Annotated in this window: 16 protein-coding genes; 15 read left to right on the forward strand and 1 reads right to left on the reverse strand. The window is 41.2% G+C overall.

Annotated features, from left to right (window positions below; translation table 11 throughout):
• Nucleotides 1-135 precede the first annotated feature (135 nt).
• The 15 genes from zapA (at nucleotide 136) to sdhB (ending at nucleotide 16,844) form a co-directional block, all read left to right on the forward strand.
• Nucleotides 136-396 (forward strand): cell division protein ZapA, encoded by a 261-nt coding sequence (gene zapA / locus CSV79_RS11110; RefSeq protein WP_099689122.1) that lies wholly within the window; start codon nucleotides 136-138, stop codon nucleotides 394-396.
• A 10-nt stretch (nucleotides 397-406) separates the two neighbouring features.
• Nucleotides 407-946, forward strand: coding sequence for a CvpA family protein (locus tag CSV79_RS11115; protein ID WP_099689123.1), 540 nt, complete (start codon nucleotides 407-409; stop codon nucleotides 944-946).
• Nucleotides 947-1,032: 86 nt separating this feature from the next.
• Nucleotides 1,033-2,739, forward strand: coding sequence for a DNA polymerase/3'-5' exonuclease PolX (gene polX, locus CSV79_RS11120; protein ID WP_099689124.1), 1,707 nt, complete (start codon nucleotides 1,033-1,035; stop codon nucleotides 2,737-2,739).
• A gap of 16 nt (nucleotides 2,740-2,755) precedes the next feature.
• A complete protein-coding gene (locus CSV79_RS11125) occupies nucleotides 2,756-5,113 on the forward strand; it encodes an endonuclease MutS2 (protein WP_099689125.1) in 2,358 nt (785 codons plus the stop codon).
• 64 nt (nucleotides 5,114-5,177) lie between these two features.
• Nucleotides 5,178-5,591, forward strand: a complete 414-nt coding sequence (locus CSV79_RS11130; RefSeq protein WP_099689126.1) for a DUF350 domain-containing protein — start codon at nucleotides 5,178-5,180, stop codon at nucleotides 5,589-5,591.
• 446 nt (nucleotides 5,592-6,037) lie between these two features.
• Entirely contained in the window at nucleotides 6,038-7,741 is a 1,704-nt protein-coding gene (locus CSV79_RS11135; protein ID WP_099689127.1) for an AMP-binding protein, read from the forward strand.
• A gap of 89 nt (nucleotides 7,742-7,830) precedes the next feature.
• Nucleotides 7,831-8,412, forward strand: coding sequence for a fatty acid metabolism transcriptional regulator FadR (locus tag CSV79_RS11140; protein WP_099689128.1), 582 nt, complete (start codon nucleotides 7,831-7,833; stop codon nucleotides 8,410-8,412).
• Nucleotides 8,413-8,439: 27 nt separating this feature from the next.
• The gene (locus tag CSV79_RS11145) at nucleotides 8,440-9,213 is read left to right on the forward strand and encodes an enoyl-CoA hydratase (RefSeq protein WP_099689129.1); all 774 of its coding nucleotides are present in this window, start codon (nucleotides 8,440-8,442) and stop codon (nucleotides 9,211-9,213) included.
• Nucleotides 9,214-9,236: 23 nt separating this feature from the next.
• Complete coding sequence (locus tag CSV79_RS11150; protein WP_099689130.1) at nucleotides 9,237-10,010, forward strand: electron transfer flavoprotein subunit beta/FixA family protein; 774 nt, start codon at nucleotides 9,237-9,239, stop codon at nucleotides 10,008-10,010.
• Between the two features lie 34 nt (nucleotides 10,011-10,044).
• A complete protein-coding gene (locus tag CSV79_RS11155; RefSeq protein WP_099689131.1) occupies nucleotides 10,045-11,019 on the forward strand; it encodes an electron transfer flavoprotein subunit alpha/FixB family protein in 975 nt (324 codons plus the stop codon).
• A gap of 91 nt (nucleotides 11,020-11,110) precedes the next feature.
• A complete protein-coding gene (gene trxA / locus CSV79_RS11160) occupies nucleotides 11,111-11,425 on the forward strand; it encodes a thioredoxin (protein ID WP_099689132.1) in 315 nt (104 codons plus the stop codon).
• Nucleotides 11,426-11,479: 54 nt separating this feature from the next.
• Nucleotides 11,480-13,288 (forward strand): excinuclease ABC subunit UvrC, encoded by a 1,809-nt coding sequence (uvrC, locus tag CSV79_RS11165; RefSeq protein WP_099689133.1) that lies wholly within the window; start codon nucleotides 11,480-11,482, stop codon nucleotides 13,286-13,288.
• Nucleotides 13,289-13,631: 343 nt separating this feature from the next.
• Nucleotides 13,632-14,240, forward strand: coding sequence for a succinate dehydrogenase cytochrome b558 subunit (locus CSV79_RS11170; protein ID WP_099689134.1), 609 nt, complete (start codon nucleotides 13,632-13,634; stop codon nucleotides 14,238-14,240).
• 58 nt (nucleotides 14,241-14,298) lie between these two features.
• A complete protein-coding gene (gene sdhA, locus CSV79_RS11175) occupies nucleotides 14,299-16,053 on the forward strand; it encodes a succinate dehydrogenase flavoprotein subunit (protein WP_099689135.1) in 1,755 nt (584 codons plus the stop codon).
• A complete protein-coding gene (gene sdhB, locus CSV79_RS11180) occupies nucleotides 16,050-16,844 on the forward strand; it encodes a succinate dehydrogenase iron-sulfur subunit (protein WP_199171914.1) in 795 nt (264 codons plus the stop codon). The genes sdhA and sdhB overlap by 4 nt, the downstream gene beginning before the upstream one ends.
• Nucleotides 16,845-16,847: 3 nt before the next feature.
• On the opposite strand, the gene CSV79_RS16835 is transcribed toward sdhB, so the two are convergent.
• The coding region (locus tag CSV79_RS16835) for a hypothetical protein (RefSeq protein WP_199171913.1) at nucleotides 16,848-17,178 on the reverse strand (331 nt) is incomplete at its 5' end.

A 17,178-nucleotide genomic window follows, 5' to 3' on the forward strand; every position in this document is an offset into this window, starting at 1 on the left:
TACCTGAAATAGTGTAGTGTAATGAATGAATCCTTGCAAAATATAGTGACAATGCTGATGTGAGGCATATTTGATTCACAACTAAATGTCTTTCATGGTATGATTGTGTAAGGGTTTTAGGGGGAGGGCGTAATCATGGCTGACAAAAATAGGTCAAGAGTGACTGTTGAAATTTATGGGCAAACATATACGGTTGTTGGTACAGAAACGTCTGGGCATGTGCGGTATGTAGCCTCGCTCGTTGATGAAAGAATGCGAGAAATTAGTAAACATAATCGACACTTGGATAGTAAAAAAATAGCTGTCTTGACAGCGGTTAATAGTGTACATGATTTTTTGAAATTAGAAGCAAAAGTAAAACAGTTAGAAGAAGAACTGGAAAATTTGAAGGGTTGAGAGGTAAAATATGATTGATTTACTACTGGTCGTTCTATTAGTGGGCGGCTTGATAACAGGATTTAGAAGAGGATTAGTCGTGCAGATTATCCATATGTTTGGATTGATTGTTTCGATTATCGTAGCGTATAAATATTATAAACCATTTGCGGAAAAACTAGTTTTATGGATTCCTTATCCAGGGGCTACAGCGAGTGAATCATTAAGTTGGACATTCGAGCATTTGGACTTAGATATGACATTTTATCGTTTGATTGCATTTATCTTTATTTTCGTGGCGGTTAAACTTGTATTACAGTTGATTGGTTCCATGCTAGACTTTTTAAAGCATTTACCAGTTCTAGGTTTCGGTGCACGTCTTTTAGGTGCGGGATTTGGGTTTATCGAGTTTTATTTGATCCTTTTCTTCCTATTATCGGTTTTAGTGATCTTACCAGTTGAAGTAATTCAGAATTCATTGGACAAATCTTTACTGGCGAAAGCGATGTTTGAGCATACACCGATTATTTCCTCGGCAATAAAAAACTGGTGGTTTGTTTACATGGGTTAATGGTTGAATGAAATGATGTGTACATATGAACGAAAAGCTTCCCGATTGCGTGGAAGCTTTTTTATCAGAGTAGGGAGGATACTGATTTGAACAAAAAAACGATAATCCGTACATTTGAAAAAATTGCATTATATATGGAATTACTTGGAGAAAATCATTTCAAAGTAGCAGCATTCCGAAAAGCAGCGTCTACTTTGGAGTTAGATACAAGAAGTCTTTCGGAGATGGATGATATTCTATCTTTAAAAGGAATTGGTAAAGGAACGGGAGCTGTTATTACGGATTTGATAGACAACGGTACATCCGAGGTGCTAAAGGAATTAGAGGAGAAAGTACCAAAAGGTTTAATCCCGTTGTTAAATATACCAGGTCTAGGCGGCAAGAAGATTGCGAAATTGTATGAAGCGCTTAGCATTGATTCAGTAGAATCTCTGCGCGAAGCTTGTGAAAAGCAAGAGGTGAGCAAACTACCAGGCTTTGGAAAGAAAACGGAAGAGAATTTGCTGCGAGAGATTGACGTATTAGCAGAGCGCTCAGGAAAAACGCCGATTTGGCAAGTGGAGAAAGTTGTTGAATTTGTAGAAGCGGAACTTCGAGGTATTGAGGAAATCGAGAAATTCCATGTAGCGGGTAGTTACAGAAGACGCGAGGAAGAAAGTTCTGATGTGGATTGGATAGTGGTCACAAAGGATCCAGAATCCGTCCGGGAACAAATTTTAGCTGCATTGCCAATAGAAAAAGTCATTGCGCAGGGAGATGCGAAACTTTCAATCTCACTTGATACAGAAAACCCAATTGATGCGGATTTTCGTTTTGTAACGAGCGCACAATTCGCTACAGCTATGCATCATTTTACAGGGTCTGCTGCGCATAATATACGCATGCGTCAATTAGCGAAGAGCAAGAAAATGAAAATTAGTGAGTATGGGGTAGAGGATGAAGTAGGCAATGTACAAACGTTTGAAAGTGAAGAAGCGTTTTTTGCACACTTTGATTTGCCATTCATTCCACCGAGTATTCGAAAAGATGGTAGCGAACTTGAACGTACGAAAGAAATTGCGAAACTTATTACACCGGATCACATTCGGTCTGATCTGCATATGCATACAACATGGTCTGACGGTGGATATTCTGTAGAAGAAATGGTACAAGCGTGCCGTGCAAAAGGCTATTCACATTTGGTCATCACTGATCATTCCCACTATTTGAAAGTAGCTAATGGTTTAACGCCAGAACGGTTATTGAAACAAATTGAAGAAATCCGTGAAGTGAGCGCAAAATACGATGATATTGAAGTTTTCTGTGGAACGGAAATGGATATTCTACCGGACGGTCAATTAGATTACGAAGACGAGATTCTGCAACAACTCGATTTTGTTATTGCATCTATCCATTCCAGTTTCAATCAGCCACAAGAGCAAATCATGGAGCGCTTGCACATGGCTTGTAAAAATCCGTATGTCCATATGATTGCACATCCAACAGGACGAATTATCGGCCAACGAGAAGGGTATAATCCGGATATTGAACAGCTGATCAAATGGGCGAGTGAATACGGTAAAATATTAGAAGTGAATGCTAACCCATATCGCTTAGATTTACGTATAGAACATTTGATTCAAGCAAAAGAGGCAGGAGTTTCTATTGCGATCAATACAGATGCACACGCGACAGAGCAGTTGGACTATATGCCAATTGGTGTAGAATACGCCCAGAAGGCTTGGTTACCTGCTGAACAAGTCGTGAATACTTGGTCGCTTGAAACTTTTATAGAGAAAGTGATTCGTAAATGAAAGGGAGCGTAAGACATTGGAAAAGCGTGTCTTAAAAACACTTGAGTTTGACAAAATTATTTTACAAGTTGCTGCGCAATGTACATCATCGGCGGGCCGAATGCATGTTGAAAAGCTTGTACCCTCGCAGAAGTTAGAAGATGTTACTCGTTTATTGGAAGAAACAGATGAAGGTTTGGCGCTTCTGCGAATTCGTGGTAACGTGCCAATGGGCGGAATCCATGATATACGTCCACATGCCAAACGCGCACAAATTGGTGGTATGTTGAGTGCGATGGAATTAGTGGAAATTGCCGGCACCATCCGAGCGAGTAGAGTTCTTCGTCAATTTCTAGAAGGTGTGGCTGCGGAAGATGATATTTCGATTCCGCATTTACTTGCACGTAAAGAAGCGATGCCCATCCTAACAGCTCTTGAACATGAAATTCATGCGTCAATTGATGATAATGGCCGTGTGGTAGACAGCGCGTCTTCTGCATTGCGCTCGATACGTCAAAGCTTACGCATACAGGAAAGCCGTGTGCGGGAACGTTTAGAGAGCTATACGAGAGGTAAGAATGCTGCGAAAATGCTATCGGATTCTATTGTTACGATTCGGAATGATCGCTATGTGATCCCGGTGAAGGCAGAATATCGTTCGCATTACGGTGGCGTCATTCATGATATGTCGTCTTCCGGTCAGACATTGTTTATCGAACCAGATGCAGTCGTACAAGCAAATAATGAAATTCGTACGTTAAAAGTGAAAGAGCAAGAAGAAATAGAGAAGATTCTGCTTGCGTTGTCCGCTAGTGTTCAGGAAGTGGCACATGATTTATTTACTTTAGTTCAATTACTAGCAGAAATCGATGTCATTTTGGCTAAAGCAAAATACGGTACTGCGAATAAATGTACTAAACCAACTGTTAACGCAGATGGCTATATGCGACTGGCTAAAGCGCGTCATCCTTTATTGGCAATCGAAGAAGCGGTTGCCAATACAATTGAATTTGGCTCGGAAATAACGACGATTGTTATAACTGGACCAAACACGGGCGGGAAGACGGTGACGTTAAAAACGGTGGGCCTATGTACGCTGATGGCACAAGCCGGATTACCTATTCCGGTACTAGATGGTTCTGAAATCGCGGTGTTTGACTCAATTTATGCGGATATCGGAGACGAGCAATCAATTGAACAAAGCTTAAGTACGTTTTCTTCCCATATGGTGAACATCGTGGATATTTTGAAAAAGTATGATGATCGTTCATTGTTATTATTCGATGAATTGGGATCAGGAACAGATCCGCAAGAAGGGGCTGCACTCGCAATCTCTATTCTTGACGAAGTACACGGTAGCGGCGCGCGGGTCATGGCGACGACCCACTATCCCGAATTAAAAGCGTATGGCTATAATCGACCAGGAGTCGCAAATGCGAGCGTAGAATTCGATATCGACACATTGAGTCCAACGTATCGATTGCTCATCGGTGTGCCTGGACGAAGTAATGCGTTCGAAATATCCAAACGACTAGGCTTGCATACTCACATTATTGATCGGGCAAAAACTTTTACAGGAGAGGACCGTGGAGAAGTTGATTTGATGATTGCATCGCTTGAAACGAGTCGCGTGCAATCCGAAAAAGATGCGGAACGTACACATGATTTACTCCTTGAAACAGAGAAGCTAAAAGCAGAATTGAATGCGAAACTCGCAGAATTTGATGAGCAGAAAGATCGCTTAACGGAAGCTGCAAAGGAGCGCGCAAAGAAAATCGTGGAGCAGGCAAGGACAGAATCAGAAGCTGTTATTTCTGATCTGCGTGCGCTTCGTATGAATGCGGGAGCAAGCGTCAAAGAACATGAACTAATTGAAGCTCGCAAACGACTAGAAGGTGCAGCGCCTGAAGAAAAGAAGAAGAAAGTAGCTAAAGCACAGGCTGGTCCACGTCCATTGCAACTAGGCGATGAAGTGAAAGTACTAGCCTACGGACAAAAAGGGACACTTATTGAAAAAGTATCAGATAAAGAATGGGTTGTTCAAATTGGTATTTTGAAAATGAAATTACAAGAGTCTGGCCTGCAATATACCAAGCCCGAGAAAGAGAAAAAGCAAGTAGTGGCGGCAGCGGTTCGCGGACGTTCGGAACATGTTAAATTAGAATTAGATTTACGTGGTGAACGCTATGAGGATGCAATTGCACGTACAGAGAAATATTTGGACGATGCTTTGCTTTCCAATTATCATCAAGTATCGATCATTCACGGCAAAGGAACAGGCGCCCTGCAAAAAGGTGTCCAGCAATATTTAAAGAAGCATTCGCGCGTCAAAAACTATCGCTTTGGCGAAGCAAGTGAAGGCGGCCACGGTGTAACAGTCGTCGAATTAAAATAAAGTGAATCCTTTTTGTTTCTTGAACCGTATGACAAGCAAGAGAACATAAAGAGGGTGCGAAGTTATGAAGCATACGGGATTTTGGAGTCATCCATTGGTCGAAACGGCTGGTTATTTCAGTGTAGTCACACTTTGTTTGATTGTCTCCATGGTGTTATTCGAAGTCGTAACAAAATATAAAAACTGGGATGAGATTCGAAAAGGGAATTTGTCAGTTGCGATGGCGACAGGTGGAAAGATTTTTGGTGTAGCCAATATTTTTCGCTATTCCATCGAGCAGCATAATAGCTTGCCGCAAATGATAGGGTGGGGATTATTTGGCTTCACGTTACTCGTCTTCGCATACCTTCTCTTCGAATTCCTGACCCCGAAGTTCAAAGTGGATGAAGAAATACAGGCAGACAACCGCTCCGTCGGCTTCATCTCGCTTTGTATTTCCGTCGGTCTATCATTCGTCATCGGCGCAAGTATTTCATAGGAGTGCATGTATTATGGAAAGATTAATTAAAATTCTACTCGCGGTCTGTGTACTCTTCGTGTTAATCGGAGTATACTGGCTTGTCACCAACACACCCTGACCACGGTCTCGGTGTTTTTTTACTTTGCAAGTTTGTAAATGGTGGTGATCGGGAATTTGCTATTTGGATGGACACCCTCCGGAACGCGTCCTCTTTGAAGCGTAAATCCCGTACAACTCACATGGTAATTCATTGTAATTTAGTCTTTAAATTAAGCATATAAATATCTAACATGCAATAGAATAGAAGGTCAGTACCGTTTATTTAATTATCAACAGGTAAAATCTTTGTCTATGACTCTAAAGGTTAAGCGCTTTCATGTTTATCTTGATAACTATTTAGCTTATCGATATACTATAAATAAGGAATGTTCAAACGATTATATTCAAGTGGAGGAGTTGTGGAGATGACGCAAAAACCTTGGCTTTCAACGTATCCCCCTGAAATTCCGGCAACTTTGGATTATGAACAAATACCATTGCAAGACTATTTAACAAGGTCAAGTAAGAAATATCCAGATAAGACCGCGATTCACTTTTTAGGGAAGGATATCTCGTACACAGAGTTCCACGAATCGGCTTTGAAGTTTGCGACATACTTGCAAAAGCTAGGTGTCGTAAAAGGTGATCGAGTGGCAATCATGCTTCCGAACTGTCCGCAAGGTGCGATTGCGTACTACGGAATCCTTTATGCGGGGGGAATCGTCGTACAGACAAACCCGCTGTATACCGAACGTGAACTGACGTATCAAATGGATGACTCGGGAGCGAAAGTTATTATCTCGCTCGATATTCTATTTCCAAGAATTACTAAGTCCATGAAAGAAACGTCGTTAGAACATATTATCATTACGAGTATCAAAGATTATCTACCGTTTCCTAAAAATCTGATTTATCCGTTTTTACAGAAGAAAGAGCATAAAATGTCGGTGAAAATAGAACATCGTGGCATTCATCATTTGTATACTGAAATAATGAAATCCACACGACCTGAACCGATTCACGTTTCGTTTGAGAAAGGTGATATTGCATTATTGCAATATACGGGTGGAACTACAGGACCGCCAAAAGGTGTAGAACTGACGCATGCCAATTTAATTAGCAATACGGAAATGTGTAGTGCTTGGTTGTACAAAACAGAAGACGGAAAAGAAACGATTATGGGTATTTTACCGTTTTTTCATGTGTATGGAATGACTACAGTTCTGATTTTTGCTGTTATGAAAGGGCACCGTATGGTATTGGTTCCTAAATTTGATTTTAAAACGGCATTAAAAGAAATTGATAAACAAAAACCAACGCTATTTCCGGGGGCACCTACGATTTATATTGGTCTTTTAAATCAACCAGATATAGTAAAATACGATTTATCTTCAATTAAAGCATGTATTAGTGGTTCTGCTGCATTGCCAGTCGAAGTAAAAGATAAATTTGAAGCAGTAACAGGCGGGAAATTGGTAGAAGGCTATGGTTTGACCGAAACCTCACCTGTAGCGATGGCGAACTTTGTGTGGGGGGGACTGCAAAAAAGAGGATCCGTAGGCGTACCTTGGCCAGATACAGATGCTTGTATTTTAGGACCAAACTCAACAGAGCCTATGCCGATCGGGGAAATTGGAGAAATCGCTGTGAAAGGTCCCCAAGTGATGACAGGATATTGGAATAGGCCAGAAGATACGCTAGAAACATTTCGTGATGGTTGGTTTTTAACAGGAGATTTAGGGTATATGGATGAGGATGGATACTTCTATGTCGTAGATCGTAAAAAAGATATGATTATCGCAAGTGGCTTTAATGTCTATCCGCGCGAAATTGAGGAAGTACTATATGAACATCCAGCAATCCAAGAATGCATCGTAGCAGGTGTTCCGGATCCGTATCGCGGAGAAACAATTAAAGCATATATTGTTTTAAAAGAAGGTTATTCTGTAACAGAAGTAGAATTAGATCAGTACTGTAGAAAACAATTAGCAGCATTTAAAGTACCGAGACAATATGATTTCCGAGATGATTTACCGAAAACAGCTGTCGGTAAAATTTTACGTAGGACGTTAGTAGAGGAAGAGAAAAAGAAACTATCGGAAACTAACGATACATTGAAAACTTCTTAACAAAATGCTTGACTACAACTGAAAACTTTATTAACATGAAAATGTGAATGAATAATCATTCATATTTTCTTTTTTGGTGGTGAAGCACATTGAAGCGTACAAAGCCTAAATATAAACAAATTGTAGATGCTGCGGTTATCGTAATTGCGGAAAATGGTTACCATCAGGCACAAGTCTCGAAGATTGCCAAAAAAGCCGGTGTTGCGGATGGAACAATATATCTTTATTTTAAAAATAAAGAAGACATCCTCGTTTCTGTGTTCAGAGAAAAAATGGCCGTTTTTGGAGTGAACATTAAAGAGATACTAGAAAAAGATCTTCCTATCTCTGAAAAATTACTACAAGTAATAGAAAACCATTTCAGAGTACTGCAAGAAGATCCGCATTTGGCGATTGTTACACAATTAGAACTCAGACAGTCAAACAAAGAACTACGGTCACAAATTAACGGTGTACTAAAAGAATATATGGTTTTATTGGATGAACTGCTTAAAGGAGGCGTAGAGACAGGAGAACTTTCTCCCGACTTAGATCTACGACTTGCACGACAAATGTTATTCGGCACAATGGATGAAACCATAACTTCTTGGGTATTGAATGATCAGAAGTTTGATTTGCTTAAGACGGCACCAAAAGTCAGTAAAATGCTATTGCATGGCTATTGTCAATAGTAAATATTTTTAAAGGAGATGTAGTAGATGGCATTGATCACTTTAGAAAAGGATGGTCACGTCGCCTTGGCGAAAATCAACCATCCGCCAGCAAATGCACTGTCTTCGAAATTGATTGAAGAAGTGGATCATCTTCTGACGAAAGTAGAACATGACGATGATATAAGAGTCGTTGTTCTACATGGTGAAGGTAGATTCTTCTCGGCAGGTGCAGATATTAAAGAGTTTACTTCTGTGGATACTGGAGAAGAGTTTTCCAAGATGTCCGCTAATGGTCAGAAAGTCTTTGAACGGTTAGAGAACTTTGTTAAACCTGTAATTGCTTCCATTCATGGTGCCGCACTTGGAGGTGGCTTGGAGCTAGCGATGGCTTGTCATATCCGGTTGGTAACGAAAAGTGCTAAACTCGGATTACCTGAACTTCAATTAGGACTCATTCCTGGATTTGCGGGTACACAAAGACTGCCAAGGTTGGTCGGTGTAGCAAAAGCAGCAGAAATTATGCTGACGAGTGATCCGATCACAGGTGAGGAAGCTGTACAGTGGGGCCTTGCAAATCATGCATACGCGGATGAAGAGTTGATGGAAGCGACGTTAAAACTTGCCAAGAAAATCTCGCTAAAGAGCCCCATTGCAATGAAACATACTCTACACATGCTTTCCTATTCAAAAGATCAATCGTTCTATGATGGTGTGGAAGCAGAAGCAAAATCATTTGGAGAAGTGTTCGTGTCAGCGGATGCGAAAGAAGGCATTCAAGCTTTTATTGAAAAGCGTCAACCTACATTTACCGGAAAGTAATTATCGAATAGGAGGTTCTATTAATGAACATTTATGCATTGGTAAAAAGAACATTTGATACGGAAGAAAAGATTTCAATCTCAAACGGTGCGATTGCAGAAGACGGTGCGGAATTCATCATTAATCCATACGATGAGTATGCGGTGGAAGAAGCAATTCAATTACGGGATGAACATGGTGGAGAAGTAACTGTGCTATCTATCGGTAACGAAGATTCCGAGAAGCAATTGCGTACAGCGTTAGCAATGGGCGCTGACAAGGCCGTGTTAATTAACATAGAAGATGATATTGACGACATAGATGAATATACATCAGCGAAAGTCATTGCAGACTACTTAAAAGACAAAAAAGCAGATTTAATTCTTGCGGGTAATGTAGCGATTGACGGAGGTTCTGGGCAAGTTGGACCTCGTGTAGCAGAATTGCTTGGTATCAACTACGTAACAACAATAACGAAATTAACAGTAGATGGAACAAATGTAACGGTCGTTCGGGACGTAGAAGGGGATTCCGAAACAATCGAAACATCTCTTCCACTTCTCGTGACGGCACAGCAAGGTCTAAACGAACCTCGCTATCCTTCATTGCCAGGAATTATGAAAGCAAAGAAAAAGCCGCTTGAAGAAGTCGAGTTCGATGACTTAGATCTTGAAGAAGATGATGTGGAAGCAAAGACAGAAACGAAAGAAGTATTCTTACCACCAGCAAAATCAGCAGGACGTGTACTAGAAGGCGAACCGGCAGATCAAGCAGCTGAACTTGTGAAGTTATTGCATTCTGAAGCGAAAGTTATTTGATTTCATATTGAACCGTTATGAGGAGGACTACACTATGTCAAAGAAAATGTTAGTTTTAGGTGAAGTGCGGGATGGAGAACTGCGTAACGTATCTTTTGAGACGATCGCAGCTGCAAAGAAAATTTCAGGTGGCGGAGAAGTCGTCGCTGTATTAATAGGGGAACAAGTACAATCATTAGGTGAAGAAATGATTCATTATGGAGCAGATCGTGTCGTAACGGTTGAGCATCCACACTTGAAACATTACACGCCAGACGGTTTTGGCCAAGCATTCATGGCGGTCTATGAAGACGAATCACCAGAAGGTATTGTGTTCGGACATACGGCAATGGGTAAGGACTTATCGCCAAAAGTAGCAAGTAAACTGGGTGCTGGACTGATCTCGGATGTTACTAAAATTGAAGGAGAAGGAGACGATGCAGAGTTCGTACGCCCAATCTACTCAGGTAAAGCATTCGAGAAGGTTGAAATTAAAGAAGGTTTATTGTTCATCTCTATTCGTCCGAACAACATTGAGCCGTTAGCGCATGATGCTAGCCGTTCAGGCGATGTAGCTTCAAAATCTGTAGAGATTACTAATCTTCGCTCAATCATCAAAGACGTCGTACGCAAGTCAACTGAAGGTGTGGATCTGTCAGAAGCGAAGGTTATCGTAGCGGGTGGTCGTGGTGTTAAAGGACCAGAAGGGTTCGAACCATTGAAAGAACTAGCTAATTTACTTGGTGGAGCAGTAGGTGCTTCGCGTGGCGCATGTGATGCTGACTACTGTGACTATTCACTACAAATTGGCCAAACGGGTAAAGTGGTAACACCGGATCTATACATCGCGGCGGGAATTTCGGGCGCAATCCAACACGTAGCAGGAATGTCGAACTCAAAAGTGATCGTAGCGATTAATAAAGATCCAGAAGCCAACATTTTTAAAATTGCGGACTATGGTATCGTAGGAGATCTTTTTGAAATCCTTCCAATAATGATTGAGGAAGTCAAAAAAATTAAAGTAAACTAAGTGAAAATGGATTCATAAGCATTATTTTAGCCGATGAGAATCCTCCATGATATAATGCGAATATAGCTGTAGATTAAAGGAGGAAATAATAATGGCAATTATCAATGCAACCGATTCAAACTTTGCTGAAAACATTAAAGAAGGCGTAGTACTAGTAGACTTTTGGGCACCTTGGTGTGGACCATGCAAAATGATCGCTCCTGTGCTTGAAGAACTTTCAGGTGAAGTTGAAGGGAAAGCAAACATCGTTAAAGTAAATGTCGATGATAACCAAGCAACTGCTAGTCAGTTCGGAATCATGTCAATCCCAACTTTGTTACTCTTCAAAGACGGAGAAGTAGCTGAGAAGGTAGTAGGCTTCCAACCGAAAGAAGCACTTGCACAACTAGTTGAAAAACACGCATAAATACAACAAACCGGGGGCTATCGCAGCATCCCGGTTTTTTAGTAGGTGAATATAATGAATGAAATCATTGAACATAAATTATCGATCCTCCCTGACTTTCCTGGTTGTTACTTAATGAAGGATCGCCAAGGCACCGTTATCTATGTTGGAAAAGCGAAAGTGCTGAAAAACCGTGTACGCAGCTATTTCACCGGCTCACATGACGGAAAAACACAGCGACTGGTCGGAGAAATTGAGGACTTTGAATATATTATTACAAACTCAGAAATTGAAGCGCTTATTCTTGAGTTGAATATGATTAAGAAATATGATCCGAAATACAATATTATGTTAAAAGATGATAAAACGTATCCATACTTGAAAATTACAAATGAACGACATCCTAAATTAATCATTACGAGAAAAGTGAATAAAAAAACAGGTAAATACTTTGGGCCTTATCCGAATGCGACTGCAGCACATGAGACAAAAAAACTATTGGATCGCTTATATCCGTATCGTAAGTGTCAAAGTATTCCAACACGTGCTTGTCTTTATTATCATATTGGGCAATGCTTGGCCCCTTGTATTAAAGAGGTGCCTGCGGATGCGTATACTGAAATGATTCAAGATATCACTCGTTTTCTTAATGGTGGATATAAGCAAGTGAAAAAAGAATTGCAACAGAAGATGAATGAATCGGCTGAGGAATTGGAATTCGAACGCGCGAAAGAATACCGCGATCAGATTACCAATATAGAAACTGTGATGGAAAAGCAGAATATGAATGCTAATGACTTCACGGATCGAGATGTATTTGGCTATGCGGTCGATAAAGGGTGGATGTGTGTTCAAGTTTTTTTCGTTCGTCAAGGGAAATTGATTGAACGGGATGTTTCGATTTTCCCGGCATATCAAGATCCAGAAGACGAATTATTAACCTTCCTCGGACGTTTTTACGGTGAAGGTCAACATTTATTACCTAAAGAAGTATTCCTACCTGAGTCAGTAGATTTAAGTCTAGCTGAACAATTACTCGATACAACTGTGTTTGTACCACAACGTGGGAAGAAAAAAGATCTTGTACAATTGGCTCAAAAAAACGCAACAATTGCATTGAATGCGAAGTTCCAATTAATCGAGCGGCAAGAAGAGCGGACGATTGGAGCTTGTGAAGAACTAGGCAAAGTGATGGCTATTAGCACGCCGCTTAGAATTGAAGCATTTGATAACTCGCATACACATGGAGTAGAGCCGGTATCCGCGATGATTTCATTTATCGACGGCCGACCGAATCGTAAAGACTATCGAAAATATAAAACGAAGACGGCCGCTGCACATGATGATTACGGTGCTATGCGCGAAGTCATCAGACGTCGTTATACGCGCGTCTTGAAAGATCAATTGCCTTTGCCGGATTTGATTGTCATTGATGGTGGGAAAGGTCAGATGGAAGTAGCGAGGGAAGTACTAGAGGATGAATTAGGATTAGCTATTCCGATTGCTGGTCTGGCAAAAGATGATAAACACAATACGGCACAACTGTTATATGGCAGTCCTCCAGAAATCGTAGCTTTGAAGAAGACGAGTGAGGCGTTTTATTTACTGCAACGTGTGCAAGATGAAGTGCACCGATTTGCGATTACGTTCCATAGACAACGAAGAGGTGCTTCTTCTTTAACTTCTTCACTCGATGGAATTGAAGGTGTAGGACCTAAACGTAAACAGCAGTTACTTAAGCATTTCAAAACAGTCAAGGCGATTCGGCAAGCAACAGAGGAAGAATTAAAGGAAGCAGGTTTACCTTTAAAAGTAGCTAGCGATTTGTTGGCGCACTTCCAACAGCCCGTGACAACAGAAGATCCCTTAACCGATGAAGGTTAAGGGATCTTTTGTGTATTTAATAGAATTAAAACATTCTTCTTTCGACATTTCTAGACAATTAAATACGAATAACCTATAAGGATTTACAGAATCTTCCTAACCGTTGATTAAGTAGGTTCTTTCTATAGAAGAAACCGTGGGAAGTAACTTGTGAATCGTGTATTATTGGAAAAATCATAATATAATAAGAAAAGCAGATGACGTCTTGACCTGTCTTAAACTGAGGAGTACAATATACATGTTATCATATTGTATCACGAAAGAGAGAGACCGATGAAAATAGCAGACCAATAGAGAACTGCATCATCAAAGGGGGATCTCAGAAATAAGGGAGGGTAAAAACTTGTCGAAAGAAACAGATTTTTTCTTACGCCGCTTACACTCGTTGCTTGGTGTTATTCCAGTTGGACTTTTTGTTGCCCAACACTTAGTCATCAACCACTTTGCGACGCGCGGTGAAGAAGCATTTAACAATGCATCTAATTTTATGGGGAACTTGCCGTTTGTATTTTTCTTGGAATGGTTCATTATCTATATTCCATTGATGTTCCACGCTTTTTACGGAGTGTACATAGCTTTTTCTGCGAAATACAATGTAGGCAATTATGGGACATTCCGTAACTGGATGTTTACACTACAGCGTTTCACGGGCGTATTCCTTGTAATCTTTATTGCATGGCATGTGTACGAAACACGTATCCAAAAAGCGCTTGGTACAGAAGTAGACTTCAACATGATGGCTGATATCTTATCAAATCCATTAATGCTTGTATTCTATATCGTTGGAGTTCTATCAGCGACTTTCCACTTGGCAAACGGACTTTGGTCTTTCTGTGTCACTTGGGGTCTTGCGCAATCACCAAATTCACAAAAGATTGTATCTTACATTACAATCATCGTGTTCTTAGTACTTTCTGTAATCGGTGTACAAGCACTTCTAGCATTTGTTTAATCTACTAACTAAACTTAAAAACCAATGAAATCACGTATAATTGAGGAGTGAAACAATAATGGCAAAAGGCAGATTGATTGTCGTCGGTGGAGGATTAGCTGGTTTAATGGCTACCATCAAATCAGCAGAAGCTGGCACACCGGTTGACTTGTTCTCGCTAGTACCAGTGAAACGTTCCCACTCTGTATGTGCCCAAGGCGGCATTAACGGTGCTGTAAACACGAAAGGTGAAGGCGACTCAGTCGATATTCACTTTGATGATACAGTTTACGGTGGAGACTTCCTAGCGAATCAAAAACCAGTGCAAGCAATGACGGCAGCAGCTCCTGGTATTATCCACTTATTAGACCGTATGGGAGTTATGTTCAACCGTACACCAGAAGGTCTATTGGATTTCCGCCGTTTCGGTGGTACACTTCACCACCGTACAGCTTATGCGGGTGCGACAACTGGACAACAATTACTTTACGCTCTAGATGAACAAGTACGTTCACATGAGGTAACAGGATTAGTACAAAAGTACGAGCACTGGGAATTCCTTGGAATCATTAAAGATGAAGAGGGAGTTTGCCGCGGTATTAAAGCGCAAAACATGAAGACAATGGAAATTCAAGCATTCAAAGCGGATGCGGTCATCATGGCTACTGGCGGACCTGGTATTATTTTCGGTAAATCTACAAACTCTGTTATTAACACAGGTTCAGCAGCTTCAATCGTTTATCAGCAAGGTGCAAAGTATGCAAATGGAGAGTTTATCCAAATTCACCCAACTGCTATTCCGGGAGACGATAAACTACGTCTAATGAGTGAATCTGCACGTGGTGAAGGTGGACGAATCTGGACATATAAAGATGGTAAGCCGTGGTACTTCTTGGAAGAAAAGTATCCAGACTACGGTAATTTAGTACCACGTGATATTGCAACACGTGAAATTTTTGACGTGTGTGTAAACCAAAAACTAGGTATTAACGGTGAAAATATGGTGTACTTGGATCTATCTCACAAGGACCCTAAAGAATTAGATATTAAACTAGGTGGAATCATCGAGATTTACGAGAAGTTCACAGGTGACGATCCTCGTAAATTACCAATGAAGATATTCCCGGCTGTTCACTATTCAATGGGTGGACTATGGGTTGATGATCATCAACAAACAAATATTCCAGGTCTATTTGCAGCAGGAGAATGTGACTTCTCACAACACGGTGCAAACCGTCTAGGAGCGAACTCATTGCTTTCTGCAATCTACGGCGGAATGGTCGCTGGACCGTATGCAATCGACTACATGAAGCAACTGAAGCGTACTGCTGATGAACTTCCTGCAACGATATTCGAAGATGCGGTCAAAGAAGAGCAAGGAAAATGGGAAGAATTGCTTAAAATGGATGGCACGGAAAATGCGTATCTCCTTCACAGAGAGCTTGGCGAATGGATGACTGACAACGTAACGGTTGTTCGTTTCAACGACAAGTTGAAGCAAACAGACGAAAAAATTGTTGAGTTGCTGGAACGTTATGAAAATATTAGCATGACGGATACACAGCAATGGTCTAACCAAGGAGCTATGTTTACACGTCAATTGAAAAACATGCTATACCTAGCACGTGTTATTACATTAGGAGCATTGCAACGTGATGAAAGTCGTGGCGCGCACTACAAGCCAGACTTCCCGAATCGTGACGATGAGAACTTCCTGAAGACAACTATTGCGGAATTTGATGGACAATCTGCGCCTATCATCTCTTATGAAGAAGTAGATACATCACTAATTCCTCCACGTATACGCGATTATTCTGCGAAGAAAGGAGACTGAAAAAAGTGAGTGAACAACAAACTGCAACTGCACAAAAAACAGTCGTATTTGATATTCAACGTCAAGATACTGCAACTTCAAGTTCCTACACAGAGCGTTTTGAAATTCCATACCGTCCGAATATGAACGTTATTTCGGCACTTATGGAAATCAGACGTAACCCGGTAAACGCAAAAGGCGAAAAAACTACACCTGTAAACTGGGACATGAACTGTTTGGAAGAAGTTTGTGGAGCATGTTCTATGGTAATTAACGGTCGTCCACGTCAGTCTTGTACTGCGTTAGTTGATCAATTAACACAGCCAATCAAATTAGAGCCTATGCGCACATTCCCAGTCGTTCGTGACTTGATTGTAGATCGTGAATTCATGTTTGATTCCTTAAAGCGTATCAAAGCATGGGTACCAATCGACGGTACGTATGATCTTGGTGAAGGACCTCGTATGCCTGAGCGTAAACGCCAATGGGCATATGAATTGTCTAAATGTATGACATGTGGTGTTTGTCTAGAAGCTTGTCCGAACGTTAACGACAAGACGAACTTCATGGGGCCTGCATTGATGTCACAAGTACGTTTATTCAACGCTCACCCAACTGGTGCAATGAACAAAGATGAGCGTCTAGCTACAGTTATGGCTGACGGCGGAATCACTGAGTGCGGTAACTCACAAAACTGTGTAGTTGCTTGTCCAAAAGGTATTCCATTGACGACTTCTATCGGTGCTATCGGTAGAGCGACAACAATTCAGATGTTCAAAAACTTCTTCGGAAGTGACCACCAAGTAGACTAACTTCTACAAAACGAACGACTCGCCTTCAGGGCGGGTCGTTTTTTTGTTGTTTATAGAGGAGATCCTGGTTGGTTTAAACAATAGACCCCTGGTGTCGCGCTCATAGACCTTGGTATCGCGCTCATAGACCTTGGCATCGCGCTCATAGATCTTGGCGTCGCGCTCATAGACCTTGGTATCGCGCTCATAGACCTTGGTATCGCGCTCATAGACCTTGGTATCGCGCTCATAGACCTTGGTATCGCGCTCATAGACCTTGGCATCGCGCTCATAGATCTTGGCGTCGCGCTCATAGACCTTGGTATCGCGCTCATAGACCTTGGTATCGCGCTCA

The organism is Sporosarcina sp. P13 (assembly GCF_002743055.1).
Lineage (GTDB): Bacteria > Bacillota > Bacilli > Bacillales_A > Planococcaceae > Sporosarcina.